General features: G+C 60.5%; 18 protein-coding genes. 5 read left to right on the forward strand and 13 right to left on the reverse strand.

The genetic code is table 11. The features are described from left to right. Positions 1-41 precede the first annotated feature (41 nt). The 3 genes from AC1DPR_RS14615 to AC1DPR_RS14625 are packed head-to-tail and all read left to right on the forward strand — an operon-like array spanning position 42 to position 3,280. Positions 42-989, forward strand: coding sequence for an ABC transporter permease (locus AC1DPR_RS14615; protein ID WP_477816581.1), 948 nt, complete (start codon positions 42-44; stop codon positions 987-989). A 1-nt stretch (position 990) separates the two neighbouring features. After that, positions 991-1,881: an ABC transporter permease gene (locus tag AC1DPR_RS14620; RefSeq protein WP_477816582.1), complete on the forward strand. Its 891-nt coding sequence runs from the start codon at positions 991-993 to the stop codon at positions 1,879-1,881. Between the two features lie 7 nt (positions 1,882-1,888). Beyond that, positions 1,889-3,280, forward strand: coding sequence for an amidase (locus tag AC1DPR_RS14625; protein WP_477816583.1), 1,392 nt, complete (start codon positions 1,889-1,891; stop codon positions 3,278-3,280). Here AC1DPR_RS14625 and AC1DPR_RS14630 read toward each other — a convergent pair. The 3 genes from AC1DPR_RS14630 to AC1DPR_RS14640 all read right to left on the reverse strand — a co-directional run bounded on the left by AC1DPR_RS14630 (position 3,273) and on the right by AC1DPR_RS14640 (position 5,995). Continuing rightward, the gene (locus AC1DPR_RS14630) at positions 3,273-4,130 is read right to left on the reverse strand and encodes a C40 family peptidase (RefSeq protein WP_477816584.1); all 858 of its coding nucleotides are present in this window, start codon (positions 4,128-4,130) and stop codon (positions 3,273-3,275) included. The two genes, AC1DPR_RS14625 and AC1DPR_RS14630, sit on opposite strands and share 8 nt — an antisense overlap. A gap of 10 nt (positions 4,131-4,140) precedes the next feature. Continuing rightward, positions 4,141-4,491, reverse strand: a complete 351-nt coding sequence (locus AC1DPR_RS14635; RefSeq protein ID WP_018855328.1) for a MarR family transcriptional regulator — start codon at positions 4,489-4,491, stop codon at positions 4,141-4,143. Between the two features lie 115 nt (positions 4,492-4,606). Continuing rightward, positions 4,607-5,995: a leucyl aminopeptidase gene (locus AC1DPR_RS14640; RefSeq protein ID WP_018855327.1), complete on the reverse strand. Its 1,389-nt coding sequence runs from the start codon at positions 5,993-5,995 to the stop codon at positions 4,607-4,609. Between the two features lie 143 nt (positions 5,996-6,138). Between AC1DPR_RS14640 and AC1DPR_RS14645 the strand changes: the two genes are divergently transcribed. Further along, the gene (locus AC1DPR_RS14645; protein ID WP_026371531.1) at positions 6,139-6,966 is read left to right on the forward strand and encodes a tetratricopeptide repeat protein; all 828 of its coding nucleotides are present in this window, start codon (positions 6,139-6,141) and stop codon (positions 6,964-6,966) included. A 2-nt stretch (positions 6,967-6,968) separates the two neighbouring features. Here the strand turns inward: AC1DPR_RS14645 and AC1DPR_RS14650 are convergent, their stop codons facing one another. From AC1DPR_RS14650 to AC1DPR_RS14695, 10 genes are all read right to left on the reverse strand, one after another. Further along, the gene (locus AC1DPR_RS14650) at positions 6,969-7,601 is read right to left on the reverse strand and encodes a LysE family translocator (protein WP_477816585.1); all 633 of its coding nucleotides are present in this window, start codon (positions 7,599-7,601) and stop codon (positions 6,969-6,971) included. Positions 7,602-7,675: 74 nt separating this feature from the next. Next, positions 7,676-8,659 (reverse strand): type II secretion system F family protein, encoded by a 984-nt coding sequence (locus AC1DPR_RS14655; protein ID WP_018855324.1) that lies wholly within the window; start codon positions 8,657-8,659, stop codon positions 7,676-7,678. Positions 8,660-8,671: 12 nt separating this feature from the next. Further along, positions 8,672-9,679, reverse strand: a complete 1,008-nt coding sequence (locus AC1DPR_RS14660) for a type II secretion system F family protein (protein ID WP_018855323.1) — start codon at positions 9,677-9,679, stop codon at positions 8,672-8,674. Between the two features lie 4 nt (positions 9,680-9,683). Continuing rightward, a complete protein-coding gene (locus AC1DPR_RS14665; RefSeq protein WP_018855322.1) occupies positions 9,684-11,153 on the reverse strand; it encodes a TadA family conjugal transfer-associated ATPase in 1,470 nt (489 codons plus the stop codon). A gap of 29 nt (positions 11,154-11,182) precedes the next feature. Continuing rightward, on the reverse strand, positions 11,183-12,460 hold the full coding sequence (locus AC1DPR_RS14670) for a CpaE/TadZ family protein (protein ID WP_018855321.1): 1,278 nt from the start codon (positions 12,458-12,460) through the stop codon (positions 11,183-11,185). Between the two features lie 18 nt (positions 12,461-12,478). Beyond that, complete coding sequence (locus tag AC1DPR_RS14675; RefSeq protein WP_026371530.1) at positions 12,479-13,210, reverse strand: CpaD family pilus assembly protein; 732 nt, start codon at positions 13,208-13,210, stop codon at positions 12,479-12,481. Positions 13,211-13,227: 17 nt separating this feature from the next. Beyond that, positions 13,228-14,739: a type II and III secretion system protein family protein gene (locus AC1DPR_RS14680; RefSeq protein WP_442965916.1), complete on the reverse strand. Its 1,512-nt coding sequence runs from the start codon at positions 14,737-14,739 to the stop codon at positions 13,228-13,230. 5 nt (positions 14,740-14,744) lie between these two features. Continuing rightward, positions 14,745-15,560, reverse strand: coding sequence for a Flp pilus assembly protein CpaB (gene cpaB / locus AC1DPR_RS14685; protein ID WP_477816586.1), 816 nt, complete (start codon positions 15,558-15,560; stop codon positions 14,745-14,747). Between the two features lie 106 nt (positions 15,561-15,666). Continuing rightward, positions 15,667-16,179, reverse strand: a complete 513-nt coding sequence (locus AC1DPR_RS14690) for an A24 family peptidase (protein WP_477816587.1) — start codon at positions 16,177-16,179, stop codon at positions 15,667-15,669. Positions 16,180-16,271: 92 nt separating this feature from the next. After that, positions 16,272-16,475 (reverse strand): Flp family type IVb pilin, encoded by a 204-nt coding sequence (locus AC1DPR_RS14695; protein WP_112642127.1) that lies wholly within the window; start codon positions 16,473-16,475, stop codon positions 16,272-16,274. Between the two features lie 399 nt (positions 16,476-16,874). Between AC1DPR_RS14695 and AC1DPR_RS14700 the strand changes: the two genes are divergently transcribed. Beyond that, positions 16,875-17,288 carry a pilus assembly protein N-terminal domain-containing protein gene (locus AC1DPR_RS14700; RefSeq protein ID WP_018855315.1) on the forward strand — a complete coding sequence of 138 codons (414 nt, stop codon included), beginning with the start codon at positions 16,875-16,877 and terminating at the stop codon, positions 17,286-17,288. Positions 17,289-17,489 lie beyond the last annotated feature (201 nt).

The following is a 17,489-nucleotide window of genomic DNA, read 5'->3' on the forward strand; positions in this document are numbered from 1 at the left end:
GCTGATGATATGGTGAGGCGGCGGATCGTACCGGACGTGAAATGATAACGCTTCTGTCTCGTCGCCTTGTCGGTCTGATTGTCACGCTCGCTATCGTCTCGCTGCTGATTTTTGCGGTGATGGATCTGCTGCCGGGCGATCAGGCCTCCATCATGCTGGGCACGTCAGCCGCACCGGAAACGCTCGCAAGCCTGCGTCACGAGCTTGGGCTCGACCAGCCGCTCCTGTGGCGCTATGGAGAATGGCTCGCTGGCGTATTCCGCGGAAACCTCGGCCAATCCTACACCTACGGTGTGCCGGTTGCCGGCCTGATTCATGAGCGACTGGCGGTTACGCTTCCGCTGGCGCTGATGGCGATCATGCTTTCCGTCGCCATCGCGATCCCTCTCGGTGCCCTTGCGGCGGCGCATCGAGGCGGATTGCCTGACGCTGTCGCTTCGATATTTTCGCAGATGGGCATCGCCGTTCCGGGCTTCTGGGTGGCTCTACTGCTGATCATGCTGTTTTCGACGGCGCTCGGCTGGATGCCGGCCGGAGGTTTCCCGGGTTGGAACGCCGGCTTCCTGCCAGCCCTCAAAGCGCTTCTTATGCCCGCGGTGGCGCTCGCATTCCCGCAAGCGGCGGTCCTGACACGCGTCACGCGTTCTGCCGTTCTGGAAACCCTGCATGAGGATTTCACGAGGACAGCCCTTGCCAAGGGATTGTCGAAGCGGCGCGTCCTGTGGCGGCACTCGGTGCCGAACGCCCTCGTTCCCGTTCTGACGATCCTCGGCCTGCAGTTCCCGTTCCTGGTTGCTGGCGCGGTTTTGGTCGAGAATGTCTTCAACCTTCCGGGCCTCGGTCGTCTTGCCTATCAGGCGCTGTCGCAGCGCGACATCATCGTCATGCAGGATGTCGTCCTGCTCTTTGCCGGGCTCGTTATCGTCATGAACTTCATCGTCGATCTCTCCTATCTGGCGATCGACCCGCGCCTGCGGAAAGGCGTTTGACATGGCGCCGATCGCCTCCAATCCAATAGGCCTCAAGCGCCGGCGATTTGACATTAGCCGGAGAATGAATTTGGTCGTCGGCGGCGGTGTCATCACCCTTCTTGTCGCCGTCGCGGTGCTGTCGCTGGTCTGGACGCCGCTGCCGCCAGCGAAGATGCAGATCATTCACAAGCTGCAGGCCCCTTTCGCGTTCGGCGTTCTCGGCACGGACCAATTCGGCCGAGATGTCCTCTCGATGCTGATGGTCGGCTGCTGGAATTCCCTTTCCATCGCCGTTGCCGCCGTGGCGATCGGCGGGACGCTCGGTTCGATCGCCGGTATCTCGGCCGCTGCCGTGCGGGGCGTGTTCGAAACGTTGCTGATGCGCGCCTGCGACGTCGTTTTCGCGCTGCCGCCGATTCTTTCGGCGATGATGCTGGGCGCCTTTCTCGGTCCGGGCCGGCTTACTGCGATCGTTGCCATTGCAACGTTCATGATTCCCGTCTTTGCCCGCGTCACGCTTGCCACGGCCCTCCAAGCCTGGAGCCGGGACTACGTGCTCGCTGCCCGCGCAATCGGAAACAGCCGCTTCGCGATCTCCGTCCGCCACGTGCTCCCGAACATCATGAGCCAGATCATTGTCCAAGTAACGATCCAGTTGGGCTTGGCCGTGCTGACGGAGGCCGGGCTCAGCTTCCTTGGCCTCGGGATCGCACCACCCGCCCCGACCTGGGGCCGTATGCTGGCCGACGCGCAAACCTACCTGCCGCTCGCGCCATGGCTGGCCATCCTGCCCGGCCTTGCCATCGCACTCTGCGTCTTCGGCTTCAACATGCTTGGCGATGGGCTGCGCGACATGCTCGACCCGCGCGAGACGAGTGCCGTCAGTGTTCGAAACCACAGGTTTGGATGAGAGTGCCATGTCCGAAACCGACTTGACGATCCACGAATTGAGGCGGCGCTTCGCCGATCGAAGCCTGTCTCCGCTTGAATATTGGCTGGCACTGGAACGACACATTGAAGCGTGGGAGCCGGCCATCTGCGCGCTCTACGCCTATGACCCGGAGGCGGCGCGCAAGCAGGCGCAAGCGTCAAGCGACCGATGGATGAGGGGAGCAACGATTGGGCTCCTCGATGGCATCCCGGCGACGCTGAAGGAACTGATCGCTACCAAGGGGCAGCCGGTGCCACTCGGGACCAAGGCGGTCGAACTGCAGCCTGCGACCGAGGATGCGCCGGCCGCGGCCAGGCTGCGCGAGGACGGCGCGGTGCTCTTTGCGAAGACGACCTGCCCGGATTACGGGATGCTTTCCTCGGGTCTTTCCAGCTTCCACCCCCTAAGCCGCAATCCCTGGGATACCACGCAGAATCCCGGAGGATCGAGCGCCGGGGCGTCTGCTGCGGCCGCTGCGGGCTATGGGCCCCTGCACATCGGTACCGACATCGGTGGTTCGGTGCGCTTGCCGGCAGGCTGGACAGGGATCTTCGGCTTCAAGCCGAGCCACGGTCGCATCCCGATCGATCCGTTCTATGTCGGCCGTTGCGCCGGACCGATGACGCGTACCGTCGAAGACGCGGCCCAAGCGATGGCGACGCTCTCGCGTCCGGACTGGCGCGATGGCACCAGCCTGCCTCCAGCGGATCTCGATTGGATGGATCTTCAGATCGATGTTCGCGGATTGAAGATTGGGCTGATGCCTGATGCCGGCTGTGGCCTCGCGGTCGAGGACGAGGTGCGGGCGGCCGTTGAGGCTGCCGGCCGACGTTTTGAGGAGGCCGGCGCGATTGTCATCCCTGTTCAGCCTGTTCTGACGCGGGAGATGCTGGACGGGTTGGATAGCTTCTGGCGTGCGCGCTTCTGGGGCGAAATCGAGAAGCTAAGCCGTGAGCGCAGAAACAGCATCCTCCCCTACATTTACGCCTGGGCCGAGGGCGGCGCTTCCGTAAGCGGCGTGGACGCCGTCAGGGGCTTCAATCAGACGATCGAGATGCGCAGGAGTTGCGGTAGACTGTTCACGAAGGTCGACGCCGTGATTTCGCCAACCAACCCTATCGTCTCCTATCCGGCCGAATGGGCTTCGCCGACGAACGATCCCGCGCGTCCCTTCGAGCACATCTGCTTCACGGTGCCGTGGAACTTGTCCGAGCAGCCCGCCGCCTCGATCAATTGCGGCTTTTCGCGATCAGGGATGCCGATCGGGCTGCAGATCGTCGGCCCCCGCTTCAATGACATGTTTGTCTTGAAGCTGTCGAAGGCTTTTGAAACGTGGACGGGCGGGATCAGGTCATGGCCGAAGCCGCCGGTCAGATGACCGGGCGGCGATAGCCTGTCGGTTGCTCGTAGAGCCAGCCGATGCGTTTGATGGCATCCTGGAGGTTTTCGCGAGCCACGGTCATTGTATGGCCGTTGGCGTGGATGATCGTTTCCGGATCTTCCAGGATGGCAACGTGCCCCTTCCAGAAGACCAGATCGCCTCGGCGCAGGTCGGCCCGGTCGATCGGCTCGCCAAGGCCCGCCGCCTGCATGTCGGTGTCGCGCGGCACGCTTCGTCCCGTCATCAGCATCGAGAGCTGAACGAGGCCCGAACAGTCGATGCCAAGTCCGGAGCGACCACCCCAGAGGTAGGGGGTCTCAAGAAACCGGCTTGCGACGTCGACATAGTCGCCACCTTGAGCTTCGCCGATCGGCCGCACGTGCTTTGCGAAGATCGCCGTGCCGTCTTCCAGCATCACATAGTGGTTGCCGCGTGTTTCTGCCTCACCGACAATCCGGACGCGGCTGCCCATGGATAGGATGGATTGGTACGATTTGCGCAGCTCCGCCTCTTGATAGAGGAAAGTCCGCTGGACCGTGACGACATGTGTCGGCGCAACAAGCACGTCCGAAAGGGCGGTCTCCGGCAGATAGCCGACATAGTTGTCGCCGCTGGCCTTGACCCAGCACCATCCGTCGGCGCGATCGTAGACGGTGACCTCCTCTCCGAGGAGCAGTTCCGTATCGATTCCCTTGGCGAGATCGGGCACTGGCCGCAAACCGATGACCGGCACGGCTACCCGGGCCGGTGTGCCGGCAACGAAGCGCAGGGCTTCCACACGTCCTTCCAGTCTCGCCTCGGCGAGATCCGGTCGGTAGGCATGCAAGCGGCGATCAAGCATCGTCATTGTATCCCTTTCACGGCGTCAGGCGGCGACCTTGGTCGCGCACGAGATCGCCAAGCTTTTCCAGATAGAGCGCCCCTCCGACGGTACGCTTTATCACGACATTTCGCCGGTCGCGTTCGTCGCGCACACGGTCGACCAGACCCATTTCCCCCATCGTATCCAAGGCCCGCGTGATGACAGGCTTGGTCACGTTGAGCGTCGCAGCTAGGCCGCGCACGGTATGCGGCGGCGGCACGAGATAGATATGCAGCAGGATCGCCATCTGGCGCAACGTCAAATCGCGATCATCGAGTCTGACCTGATCGAGCGTCACACCATGCCACAGGCCCAATGCCTGCGAAGCCGTCAGTGCGATCGGCATGGCTCCTCCGGAAACTCGTTACGCCCCACGTTCCATTTTCCGGCACGTGGTCGCGCAAAGCAATGGGGCGGAAAATCTGACGCCCCAAAGGGTGAATAAAATTTTAACGATCGCGTTAACGCACACTTTGCCGGATGTGGTGATAGAGCGCACGAATGGCCTGCGCCTCGCCGCCGCCGGGGGAGTGCGGTCGTTCTGATGGCGCCCAGCCGTAGATATCGAAATGCGCCCAGCTTGTGGCGCTGGAGACGAAGCGCTTGAGGAACAGGGCGGCGGTGATTGCACCGGCCATGCCGCCCGCCGGCGCATTGGTGATGTCGGCAAACTTGGTGCGGATATCCTTTTCATAGCCGGCATAGAGCGGCAGTCGCCACAGGGGGTCGTCCGTCTCAAGGCTTGCTTCGGTCAAGTCCTCGGCGAGTTCGGCATCGTCGGTAAAGAAGGGCGGCAGGTCAGGACCGAGAGCCACGCGCGCCGCACCCGTCAGCGTCGCCATGTCGATCAGGAGGTCGGGAGCATCCTCGTCAGCGTAGGCAAGCGCATCTGCGAGGATCAACCGGCCTTCGGCGTCGGTATTGTCGATCTGTACCGTCAGCCCCTTGCGGCTCCGGTAGATGTCGCCCGGGCGGAAGGCGTTGGACGAGATCGAGTTTTCGACGACGGGAATGATAACCCTGAGATCGACCTTGAGCTTGGCGTCCATGATCATCAGCGCCAGCCCCATGACATTTGCCGCGCCGCCCATGTCCTTCTTCATCAGCAGCATCGAAGAGGCCGGCTTGATGTCGAGACCGCCGGTGTCGAAGCACACACCCTTGCCGACGAGCGTGATCTTGCGGTGACCCTTCTTGCCCCATCGCATTTCGAGCAGGCGCGGCGCATCGGCGCTCGCGCGGCCGACCGTATAGACCAGAGGGAAGTTCTGCCGCAGATCGTCACCGCTGACGACATTGATTTCCGCCTTGTAATGGGCGGCAAGCCCGCGGAAGGCGGCTTCCAGTTCGTTCGGTCCCATGTCGTTAGTCGGCGTGTTGATCAGGTCGCGCGCCAGGAAGACGCCGGCAAGCTGTCGCTTGATATCCGCTCCGTCAGCATCGCGCGGGATCATCAGCGTTGGAGCGGACGCCTTCTCCGACTTGTACCGGTCGAAGCGATAGCTGCCGAGGCCGAAGCCAAGCGAGAGACGGTTGGCCGTCAGCGGTGCGGTTTCGATGTGCCAGTCGCCGGCCGGCAGCGTGCGCGCAAGCTTACCGGTAATGTAAGGTTGCTCGGACGGATTGGTGCCGAGCCCGAACAACGCGCCCCCGAGATGACCGTCCTCTGTCGGAATGAGCAGCAGTGAGCCGCTTTCGGCCTTATATCCCGCCTTCTTGGCCCAATCGAGCGCGATGGGATCGATCGTGCCGGTTTCAATATGCGCCGGGGTGACGGCAAAGATCGGCAGGGTCGAGCCGCCCTTGGTGTTGAACGGGGTCGGTCTCTCGATGAACTGATAGGGTGCCATGTGTTTCCTTCGAGGCAAGTCCGGGAATCGCGTCTTAACGGTATGTTAGGGTTAACAGACTATTGCTGGAGTGAAGATTGCGTCAAAGCCTTTCCCTGTTCCGCTTTGAGGTCAGACGCCGATTCGGATCTCAGGGACACATGATGCCTGCTTCGGCCAATACTTCGCTCAAAACTCGGGTTTTTCAGGGCGCTTCGACCGCGCTCGTCGCCCTGGCACTCGCCGGCTGCACGACAACCAAGGATCGGATGACGACGGGATCGGTGCCGACCCTCGCCAAGCCGGTCGAAGCGATGAACGAAGCCGAGTTGCGCAGCTCGTCCGAGCGTGTCGGACAGGCCTACGAAAAGAACCCGCGCGATGCCGTCAATGGCGTGAACTATGCCAACCTCTTGCGCATGCAGGGCCGCGACGCCCAGGCGCTGGCGGTCATGCAGCAGGTTGCCATTGCCAACCCGACTGATCGAACCGTGCTCGCGGCCTACGGAAAGGCCCAGGCTGCCGCCGGTCAACTACAGCAGGCGCTTGATACGATCGGTCGCGCTCAGACGCCGGATCGTCCGGACTGGAAGCTCACATCGGCGGAGGGCGCGATCCTCGATCAGCTCGGCCGCTCTGCCGAAGCCCGCCAGCGCTATCGCGAAGCGCTCGACACCCAGCCGAACGAAGCATCGATCCTGTCGAACCTCGGTATGTCTTATGTGCTGACCGGTGACCTCCGAACGGCCGAGACCTATCTGCGTCAGGCCGCAGGCCAGCCCACCGCCGATAGTCGGGTCCGTCAGAATCTGGCGCTCGTCATTGGCCTTCAAGGCCGGTTCCCGGAAGCTGAAAAGATTGCGCGTGGCGAGCTTTCGCAAGAACAGGCTGACGCCAATGTCGCCTATCTGCGCTCTATGCTGTCACAGCAGAATTCCTGGCAAAAGCTTGCGGCCAAGGATAGCGGTAGCGGTCCCACCGCCACGAACTGACGTTAGCGGCCGGCTAGCCCCGAGGTGACAAGCTGCACGCCGAGGCCGGCCATGACCGTCCCTGCCAGGCGATCGATCCACGTCTTCGCAGCAAGGTAGAGCCGCCTCGGATGGCTGGCCGAGAATGCGAGCGCGACGATCGTGTACCAGCCGGCTTCGACGGCAAACACGCCGATCGGCAGCGAAAAAATCAGTCCAAGCGGAACCGTCTTCGGCAACAAGGCTGCGAAGATACTGGCGTAGACGACGATCGCCTTTGGGTTGCTGAGCTGTGTCAGCAGAGCGGTGATGAAGCTGCGGGCGAGTGAGCGATGGTCGCTTGCCGCGTCGCCGATATGGATCTGCTCGCGCGCGCCACGCCAGATCTTGAGGGCGATGTAGACGAGATAGGCGCCACCCGCCACCTTCAGCGCCAGATAAAGCCACTCGAATTGCGCAAGCAGTGCCGTCAGCCCCGCCAGCGCTAACGCGCTGAAGGCAACGCCGCCAATGCCCATGCCGAGTGCTGCCGCAAGCCCGTCCAGACGTGAACGCGACATTGCAATGCGTGAAACGAGGACAAAGCTCGGACCGGGGCTCATCGCCCCTATCGAAAGGGCGGCAATGATACTCAGGAAGATGCTTACAGACGACATCGCGGGCTCCAGCTGACTCGGAAAACGCCCGACCCTATGCCCAATGCGTGTAGATCGCCAGCCTCGTCGAAATACTAGAAGCGATCCGCGACCTGGATGCCAGCTGGCCCGAGGATGACGGCGACGAGAACCGGCAGGAAGAACAGGATCATCGGCACCGTGAGCTTCGGGGGAAGTGCCGCAGCCTTCTTCTCTGCCTCGTTCATGCGCTCGTCGCGGCCTTCCTGTGCGAGGACGCGCAGCGCCTGGGAAACCGGCGTGCCGTAGCGATCCGCCTGGATCAGGGCCTGGGTGACGGACTGCACCAGTGGGATCTGCGTGCGCAGGCCGAGGTTCTCAAGCGCAACCCGCCGATCGGGAAGGAAGGAAAGCTCGGCGGTCGTCAGAATCATCTCTTCCGCCAGCGCCGGCGAGGCCTCGCCGAGTTCTTCGGATACACGACGCATGGCGGCCTCGATCGAAATACCCGACTCGACGCAGATTAGCATCAGGTCGAGCGCGTCGGGCCAGGCACGCTTGATCGAGTGCTGGCGCTTTGACATGCGATTGGAGATGAAAATGTTCGGTGCATAGAAGCCCACATAGGCGATGCCGAGCGTCACCAGGAAGCGCATCGTCGTTGGCTTGTCGGCCAGATGATCGAGACCAAAGACCCAGAAAACTGCAAGGCCGAAGAACAGGAACGGCAACAGGAAGCGCGCGACAAGGAACATGTTCAAGGCATTTTCGGAACGAAACCCGGCTGCCCGGAGCTTGTTCATGGTGTTCTCGTCGACCAGTGCCTCGCGAAGGTTGAACTTCTCCACGATCTGTCGCACTGAGCGGTTGTTCTGGGTACGAAGGGAAGCTTTCCCGGCGGAATCGGTGTTCATGCGCGCGCGTTCGCGAGCGCGAATCTGCTCGCGCTCCGTCGATACGGCCTTCATGCGCTTGTTGAGGTCGCCGCGCTCGAAGAACGGGACAGCGATTGTATACAGGCTGGCGAAGACAGCGATCGCCACGAACACTGCGATCAGCATGGAGGGGTCTGTCAGTTTGGTCGCGAGGTCAGATGACACGCCCGTTCTCCACTAGATGTCGAAATTGACCATGTTGCGCATGACGAAAATGCCGATCGACATCCAGACCGCCGATATACCCATGATCAGGTGGCCGCGAGGGTCGGTGAAGAGGATCAGCATGTATTCCGGCGATGTCAGATAGACGAGGGTTGCAACGATGAACGGCAGCGCGCCAATGATAACGGCCGACGCCTTTGCTTCCATCGACAGTGCCTTGACCTTCGCCTTCATCTTCTTTCTGTCGCGCAGGACCTTTGCGAGGTTGCCGATGGCTTCAGAAAGGTTGCCGCCTGCCTGCGACTGGATCGCAATAACGATTGCAAAGAAGCTGACCTCCTGCAGAGGCATGAAATTGCTCATACGTGCACAGGCATCCGGTACACTGAGGCCTACCTGCTGTGATTCGACGACGCGGCGAAATTCGCTCTTCACGGGATCCTTGCCCTCATTGGCGATGAGCCGGATGGCATCGTTCAAGGGCAGGCCTGATTTGATCGAGCGTACGATGACGTCGAGCGCGTTGGGAAACTCATCGAGAAACTTGTTCTGGCGCCGCTTAATCAGGAAGCCCAGTACCCAGCGCGGCATGCCAAGTCCCGCAATGATGGGCAGACCGAGCACGACCATGACAGGCGCATCGGCAAGGAAGGCAACGAACATCAAGACAAGGCCAACAATGGCGCTGAACATGTAAAACCGTCCCGGCGTGGTCTTGAGGCCGGCCTGGGTCAGCCGCGACTTCAGCGACAGCTTCCTCTTGGTGTTTTCCTGCTGGCGCTTCTCAAGGTCCTTCAGGTTGTCCTGCACCGATTTCCGGCGCTTCGACATTTCCTGGACGCGGTCGCGGGCTGCCTTGACGCCGGCCTTGTCAGCCTCCGCCGAAGCGACGCGGTTGACGCGATTGGCCGACTTCTTTTCGGTTTCCATCCGCGTGAAGAGAAGGCCATAGCAAACGGCGCCAGCCGCAATGGCGGCAAGCGCGACAATGGCCAACACAACAGGATCGAACCCGAACATCTCACTAATCCTTGGATTTCGCTTCCATTTCGTCGAGTGCCGCGGCAAGGCGCTTTTCTTCGTTGAAGTAGCGCGCGCGATCCCAGAAATGCGGCTTGCCGATACCGGTCGACTTGTGCCTGCCGATCAACTTGCCGGACGCATCCTCGCCGTCGATTTCGTAGCGCATCAGGTCCTGGGTGATGATGACGTCGCCTTCCATCCCGATCACCTCGGTGATCTGCGTGATGCGACGCGAGCCGTCGCGCAGGCGGGCCGCCTGGACGATGATGTCGATCGAACCGGAGATGATCTCGCGCACGGTCTTTGCCGGCAAAGTGAAACCGCCCATTGCGATCATCGACTCGATACGGCTGAGGCATTCGCGCGGCGAGTTCGAGTGGATCGTGCCCATCGAGCCGTCGTGACCGGTGTTCATTGCCTGCAACAGGTCAAAAACCTCCGGTCCGCGCACTTCGCCGACGATGATCCGCTCCGGACGCATACGCAGGCAGTTCTTGACGAGATCGCGCATGGTGATCTCGCCTTCGCCTTCGATGTTCGGTGGCCGGGTTTCGAGGCGTACCACGTGCGGCTGCTGCAGCTGCAGTTCTGCCGTGTCTTCGCAAGTGATGACGCGCTCGTCCACGTCGATGTAGCGGGTGAGGCAGTTGAGCAGCGTCGTCTTGCCCGAACCGGTACCGCCCGAAATGACGACGTTGCAGCGGACGCGGCCGATGATCTGGAGAAGCGTCGCTCCCTCAGGCGTGATGGCGCCGAAGCGAACGAGCTGTTCGAGGTTCAGCTTGTCCTTCTTGAACTTGCGGATGGTGAGTGCCGGCCCGTCGATCGCGAGCGGAGGCGCAATGACGTTGACACGGGAGCCGTCGGGCAGGCGGGCGTCGCAGATCGGACTTGATTCATCGACGCGGCGGCCGACCTGGCTAACGATGCGCTGGCAGATCGACAGCAGCTGCGAATTGTCGCGGAAGCGGATTTCGGATTCGATGGTCTTGCCGCCGACTTCGATGAAGGTTTGGCCGGCGCCGTTGACCATGATGTCGGCGATATCGTCTCGGGCGAGCAACGGTTCGAGCGGGCCGTAACCGAGAACGTCGTTGCAGATGTCTTCGAGCAGTTCCTCCTGCTCGGAAATCGACATCGCAAAATTCTTGATCGTGATGATGTCGTTCACGATGTCGCGGATTTCTTCGCGCGCGCTTTCTCCGTCGAGCTTGGCAAGCTGCGACAGATCGATCGTATCGATCAGCGCCGAGAAGACCTGCGCTTTCGTGTCGTAATATTCATCCGTGCGGGTCGGGCGCTTGCGCTGCGGCGTCTGCATCGGCGGCGGCGGAACCTGCTGGCGCGGGGGCTCGCGCTGCGGCTCGACCAGAATCGCAGGGGCAGACGGGGAGGGCTGTAGAACCGGCGGAGGCGGCGCAATGGTGCCGCCCGCCTTGCCAAAACCCTCGTTTCCGCGTTTTCCGAACATGCCTTATTCCAATCCGATCTTGGCGGGCGTCATTTGCGCTTCAGCAGGCCGAGCAATCCACCCTTGCGTGCTTTCTTGATGGCAATCCGCCCGGTCACGATGTGCGATATCTGCGAGAATGTTTCCGCCGTCGGTGACTTTGCATCCATCTCCGAAATCATCCGGCCACTGTTGGCCGCGTTGCCGAAGAGGTTGGCATCGAAGGGGATGATCGCGATCGGATCGGTTTCCAGCGGACCGCAGAAATCGGCCGGACTGATCTCCGGCCGCTTCGGCATCCCGACCTGATTGAGGATCAGATGCGGCATCTTGTCGTTGGGCCGCATCTTACGCAGCGCATCCATCATGTTCTTGGTGTTGCGCAGGTTGGCAAGATCGGGAGAGGCGCAGATGACGACCTCGTCGACGCTGGCCAGCACCGAGCGTGTCCATTCCGACCAGGCATGCGGCACGTCGAGCACGGTGATGGGGGCGTTGCGCTGCAGGACCTCAAGCACGGGCTGGAACGCCTGTCCTTCGAAATCATAGGCGCGGTCGAGAAGGGAAGGGGCCGCAAGCAGCGACAGATGCTCGGAGCACTTCGTCAGCAGGCGATCGAGAAACACTTCGTCCAGGCGTTCCGGCGCATAAACCGCCTCGGCGATGCCCTGGGTCGGGTCCTGGTCGAAATCGATATTGGCCGTGCCGTAGGGCAGGTCGAGGTCGGCCAGGATCGTTTCGGTCGAAAACAGATTGGAGATGCCGAAGGCGCAATTGTGGGCGATCGTTGAGGAACCGACGCCGCCCTTGGCGCCGATGAAGGCGAGGCTGCGGCCGAGCGGCTCGGCATCAGGGTCGACGAAGATCGTCGCCATCGCCATCATGATATCGGGCATGGCGACGGGCTGGACCATATACTCGGAAATGCCGTTGCGCACAAGTTCGCGATAGAGCGCGATGTCGTTGTGATAGCCGATGATGATGACCTTGGTGGACGGGTCGCAGACGGCGGCAAGCGGCGCCAGCTCGTTCAGCACACTTGCAGATACCGTCCTGGTTTCGAGAATGATCAGATTGGGCGTTGGCGCCGTGGCGAACATGTTAGCGGCCGCAGCAATGCCGCCGCTTGTGATGCGCAGGCTGACCTTCGACATGCGGCGGTCATGGCTGCAACGCTCCATGACACGCTGCAGTTCTTCGCTTTCGCAGAAGGCGTGGACCGATATGCGGGGCAAGGGCCGCATGTTCTCGAGCTCGGCCATACGAACGGCATCTTCTGCGTTGCGCAGCTCCGTCGTATTCTTGATCTCGTATTCGACTGTACTCATCGTTCGGTCCTAAACTGATCAGAAGCTGTTGGAGCTGCTGGTGACGTCTTCAATCGTGCTTGTCGTTTCGCGATACTCTTTGATCGCAGCGTTGCGGCGGGCCGCATCAATCGGGGTCATGCCGCGAGGCGCGATCAGGTCTTCCGGGTTTGCCACTTGTGCAGCCAGGTTGTTCTGCGTTGCACAACCGAAATTGTAATAATTCTGGTTGGTGAAATCGTTGATGATGTCTCTCGGCCATTGACCGCACTGCGACGTCATTGCTGTCGTGCCGACGAAAGTCAGGCGAATGGGCGCTGCGTCACCCGCGCCGGCCGCTCCGTAGGAACTGTTGACGATCTTGGAACTTGCGATGCCGCGGGCGGAAAGCTCAGCGCGTACCTGACCCCGCAGCTGCCGTGCTGCCGCCGCATTCGGCGATCCCTCGGGCGTCAGCAGATAAACCGGCCCGGTTGCCCGCGACGTGTAATTCTGCGCGAAGCCGCGGATCATGTCGCGCTGGGCGATGTTGAGGCGGCGGTCCGTCGACGCGACCGGGATATCGACCGATTGCTCTGCTTCGGCAACCACGATCGGGTGTCGCTGGCGATAGTCGTCGGGAATGCCACCGGTCGTCAGTTGGTCATGGGAGGCACAGCCGGAAAGCAGGGCGGCAGCCACCGCGATAAATGTCAGCAGCGATTTCGAACGGCGGGAATCATGTGCGGTGTTCTGCATGTGGGCCATCGGCTGATCTCTGTGTTGTGCCATTGCTGATCCTGCCGCGCTCATTTGTAGATGAACCCGATGGAGCCATGGAATTGCGCGTCGGCGACGGGCGTTTCACGGCCGCCGTAAACCTTGTTGACGCGATTGAGCAGGAAGGTCGCCGCGTCGTTTTCCGGGCTGAAGTTGTCGTCCGGGCGGCTGAGCTGATCGCGAGCAACCGGGCGAACGAGATAGGGCGTTGCAATGATGACAAGTTCGGTCTCATCACGCTCGACAGTGCGCTGCCGGAACAATGTGCCAAGCAGAGGGATCTTGTTGACACCCGGCGTGCCGTTCGAGGTCTGCAATACGTTGTCGCGGATCAGCCCAGCAAGCGCGATGGAGCCACCCGAGGGAAGCTCGACGGAGGTCTCGGCCGAACGGCGCTGGTAGGTTGGCGTTGAGCCGGAAACGGAAGGGGCGGGCTCCGATACGTTCGTCTTGATTTCTAGGCTGATTCGGCCGGAGGACAGGACGACCGGCTTGAAGGCGAGATTAATGCCGTAGTTGTAAGGAACGATCGTGACGTTGCCGTCATTGTCCGTCGTCGAATAAAGCACCTGGCCGCCGGAATTGAAGGTCGCTGCCTGGCCGGAAATCGCCGTTAGTGTCGGCTCGGCCAGCGTCTTCACGACCTTCGCTTGTTCAAGCGCGTTGAGATAGGTCGAGATATCGTATTTTCCGATCGAGCTCTTGAAGAGGGCCGCTAGGCCGCCGCCAACGATTGCGGCGGCGCTGTCGGAGCTCGGGGAGCCGAGCTGGGCAACCGAGAGACCCTTGGAATTGGAAACGAGATTGTTGAAGCCAAGCTGCTTCAGTACCTCTCTGCGAACTTCCGCGATGGTGACCTTCAGCGTGACCTGGTCTTCGCCCTGGATCTGCAGCAGATTGACGACCTGTGAGGTCTGGCGGCCTTCGGCGAAAAGGGCCACCGAACCGTCTCCGCCAGAAGCGCTGGCTGTTTCCGTACGCGTTGTTGCTTCGCCACCTTTCAGGAAGGCTTGCGCGAGGTCTGCGGCTTGTGCCGCGTCTTGCGGCGTGCGAACTGTGCCGGTTAGCACGATATTGTCGGACACGATCTCGACTTTGATGCAAGAGTCAGGGATGAAGCGCCGGAGATTGGCCTCCAGGCCGGCGACGTCGCGTTCGATCGCGATATCGAGACTGACGATCTGCTGCCCATCGGCGCCGAAAATGAATATGTTCGTCTGGCCAACCTGCTTACCGAACAGATAGATACGCCGCGAGCTACGAGTGACCGCGTCGGCCATGGAGGGGTCCGAGACGAGGATGTCATGTGCATCGACCGGAAGGTCAACGACAATCGCCTTCTTCAAACCGAGCTTCAGGCTGCGGTGTGCGCCAGGTCCAGCCTGGGTGATGTTAACGATCCCATCGGAAACCGCGTACGCAGCTCTTGCACCGAGAACAGGAGCGAGAACCCCCGGAGCGGCGCCCGTGAATGCGATCGCAAAGGACAAGCAACCTGCCATCAAGGGCTTTGTGTAGCGCTTCAAATTGCCCATTCCCATTTCCTTTACTCGGCCTTCGGCGCACTGCTGCTGTCTGTGACGATTGAGCCTGATTTGATGACTTGCACGATGGCGCTGCCATTATCGCCGCTGAGGAGGTAGTCAGCAGCGCTCGTATCCTGTTCTTGGGCGTCGGCAACGGAACGCAATGCCAGCGACAGCCGCTCAGCCATTTGCTGGGCAACGGCCAGTACCTTGGTCTGGTCGGGGGTTAGCTCGAGCGTTGCCGTGGTACCAACGACGGCTTTGGAGCCGTCTTCCTTTTCCTGGATCTGCTGGTCGATCGCGAGTACGCGCACATTGCTGAGCACAGTCTCGGTCAGATACTTGTCGGCTTCCTTGGATTTGCGGACCATAATCACGTCGACGCGGTCATTCGGCAGGATGAACCCGCCGGCACCTGTCGAAACCGAAATGTCGGTTGCGACGGCACGTTTTCCGGAGGGCAAGAGGGAGGACAGGATGCGGCTGTTCGAATCCGCGATCTTTTCCGCGCGGATGGGCTCGCCCTCGAAAATCGGCAGGCGAACGACAGCGCCCTGCAGGTCTTTCAGGGCATCTGGCTTGTCGGTTTCGGTAATGAAGCCCTGGACGACGCCGCTCTGCGGCCAGGCCATCCAGTGGACGGCCTTGTCATCCAATCGCGCGCCGACCGGGAGGTTGGCACCGGAGACCAGTATTTTGACGGTCGGCTCTTTCTCGACGACTGATTTGACCTGGGTGACAACGGAGCCACGACCCGCGAGGCTCATCGCCAGCACGCCGGCAAGGCCGGCCGCAACGACAGCGACTCCTAGTATCAAAAGGCGGGCGGGCTTCATTAATCGTTCCTCGGGGATTCGCGATACCCGAAGAATGGCCTGCAATTGGTATAATTATAGTTAATGAAAGCCTTCGATTTTAAGTTAACGGAGGATTAACTTGCCGTTACTTCAGGCCCTCAAGTGCCATAAGAAAAAGCGGTGAAGAGGGAAAGGCCACGAAGCCGCCGATCGCGATCGCGATACCATAGGGAATCTTCTTGGCGAGAAGAATTGAACTGGGGACAGGCAATCCGATGGCGAGGATGATATTGGCCTGTGCGCGGATAATGAGAATTACGAACGTAGCGATGCCGCCGATTATGCTGACATAGGCGAGGAACTCGAAGAGTGCGGGATTGAACCCAAACCAGAGCGATGTCGCTGCAAGCAGCTTTGCGTCACCGCCGCCCATGATGTTGAGGGCGAACAGAGCAAAGCATACGCCGAGAACGGAAAGAGCGGCGACGACATGCATGCTGATTAGCGAAAGGGGCATTGCCGTCAGTGGCGCTATGATTGCAAAGGCAAGTGCAAGAATTATCGATGCCCGATTCGGGATCGTCATCGTAAAGAGGTCGGAGAATGCCGCGATGGCAAGGCAAAGCGGGAAGACTACGAGGACTGCAGCTACGATCATTGTGCCACCGTACTAAAGACAAAAGGCTCACCCGTTTGTGTGCGAGTGAGCCGTTTTTGGTTGGCGTCGGGCGCCTGGGCGCAAAACGCCGATTACGGCGTACCCGTCTGCGCTGCAGCCTTCGTCGCGGCATCTTCCATGCTGCCGGAAATGCCCATGAAGACAGTGTTCAGTTTGCTGCCCACTGCGGTTGCTCCGGTGATCAGCGCAACAGAGATAAGCGCTGCGATCAGGCCATATTCAATTGCGGTCGCGCCGGATTCGTCCTTGAGAAAACGGCTAACAAGCTTGGTCATGGTAACTCCTAACTCCAGTTGATGTTCAGCAGTCCGCCAACTGTTGCCGTTGATCGGATTGCAACAATTTAGCGCGGGCCTGTTTCCATCAACTTAAAGAGTTAGGTTACCGTCCGGTAAATTATGACCGATGCCTGAGGATGGTAAGTATTCCCTATCGCAATTGTTAAGAGTTTTATAGAAACGTCCTGCGCGCCCGGTAGTAAAGGCGTTTGATGCTAGGGAATGTCCTCGTGCCRATATTCGATGGCGGTGAAAAGGCTAATGCCCTCGAAGCCCCTGTCGCAATGTGGCTCATAAAACTAGCGTCTTCGATAAACCATAATAGGCTTAAGACTTCATTCACCAATTTTTCTCATGCTGCTTGGTGAAAATCGCCGTAACCCGAGAGAGAATCAAATGTCGCCGAGTGGCAAGAGGATCATCCTGGCCAGCTTTTTTGCCGCCCTCGGCCTTGGCGGATCCGCGCTCGCGCAACAGGACATTCTGCGGGTCTACATGGATCAAGCCCGCGTTCTGAAACTCGATCGTCCAGTGAGCAAGGTCATCGTCGGAAACGCCAAGGTTGCCGACGCAACCGTGGCGGATTCCAAGACGATCGTCCTGACCGGGCGCAGTTTCGGAACAACCAATCTTGTGCTGCTTGATGCGGATGGCAACGCAATACTGGATGAGAGCATCCTGGTGTCGATTGATGAGGCCAACACTGTTCGCGTTTTTCGCCAAACGGAGCGCTCTGTTCTTTCTTGTACTCCGAATTGCGAACAGCATAGCCAACAAGGCACAGAGACCGCAACGGCAAGCCAGCAATAGCTGCTGAGTATCTGCGAATTCCGTTAGACTTCTGATCCGGCTCAACGCACCCAACTTGCTGCCGAACGGCAGCACGATCACGATCAGCCACAGTCATTTCTTTCTCCCCGTGGGAGCACCACGATAGCGTGCGGCGATTGCTGACGCGTCAGCCTCGTTTGCCAAGTCCGCTCGGCCGTTATAAGGCTTGAGAAGTGGCCC

Source organism: Rhizobium sp. 01T417 (assembly GCF_056398905.1).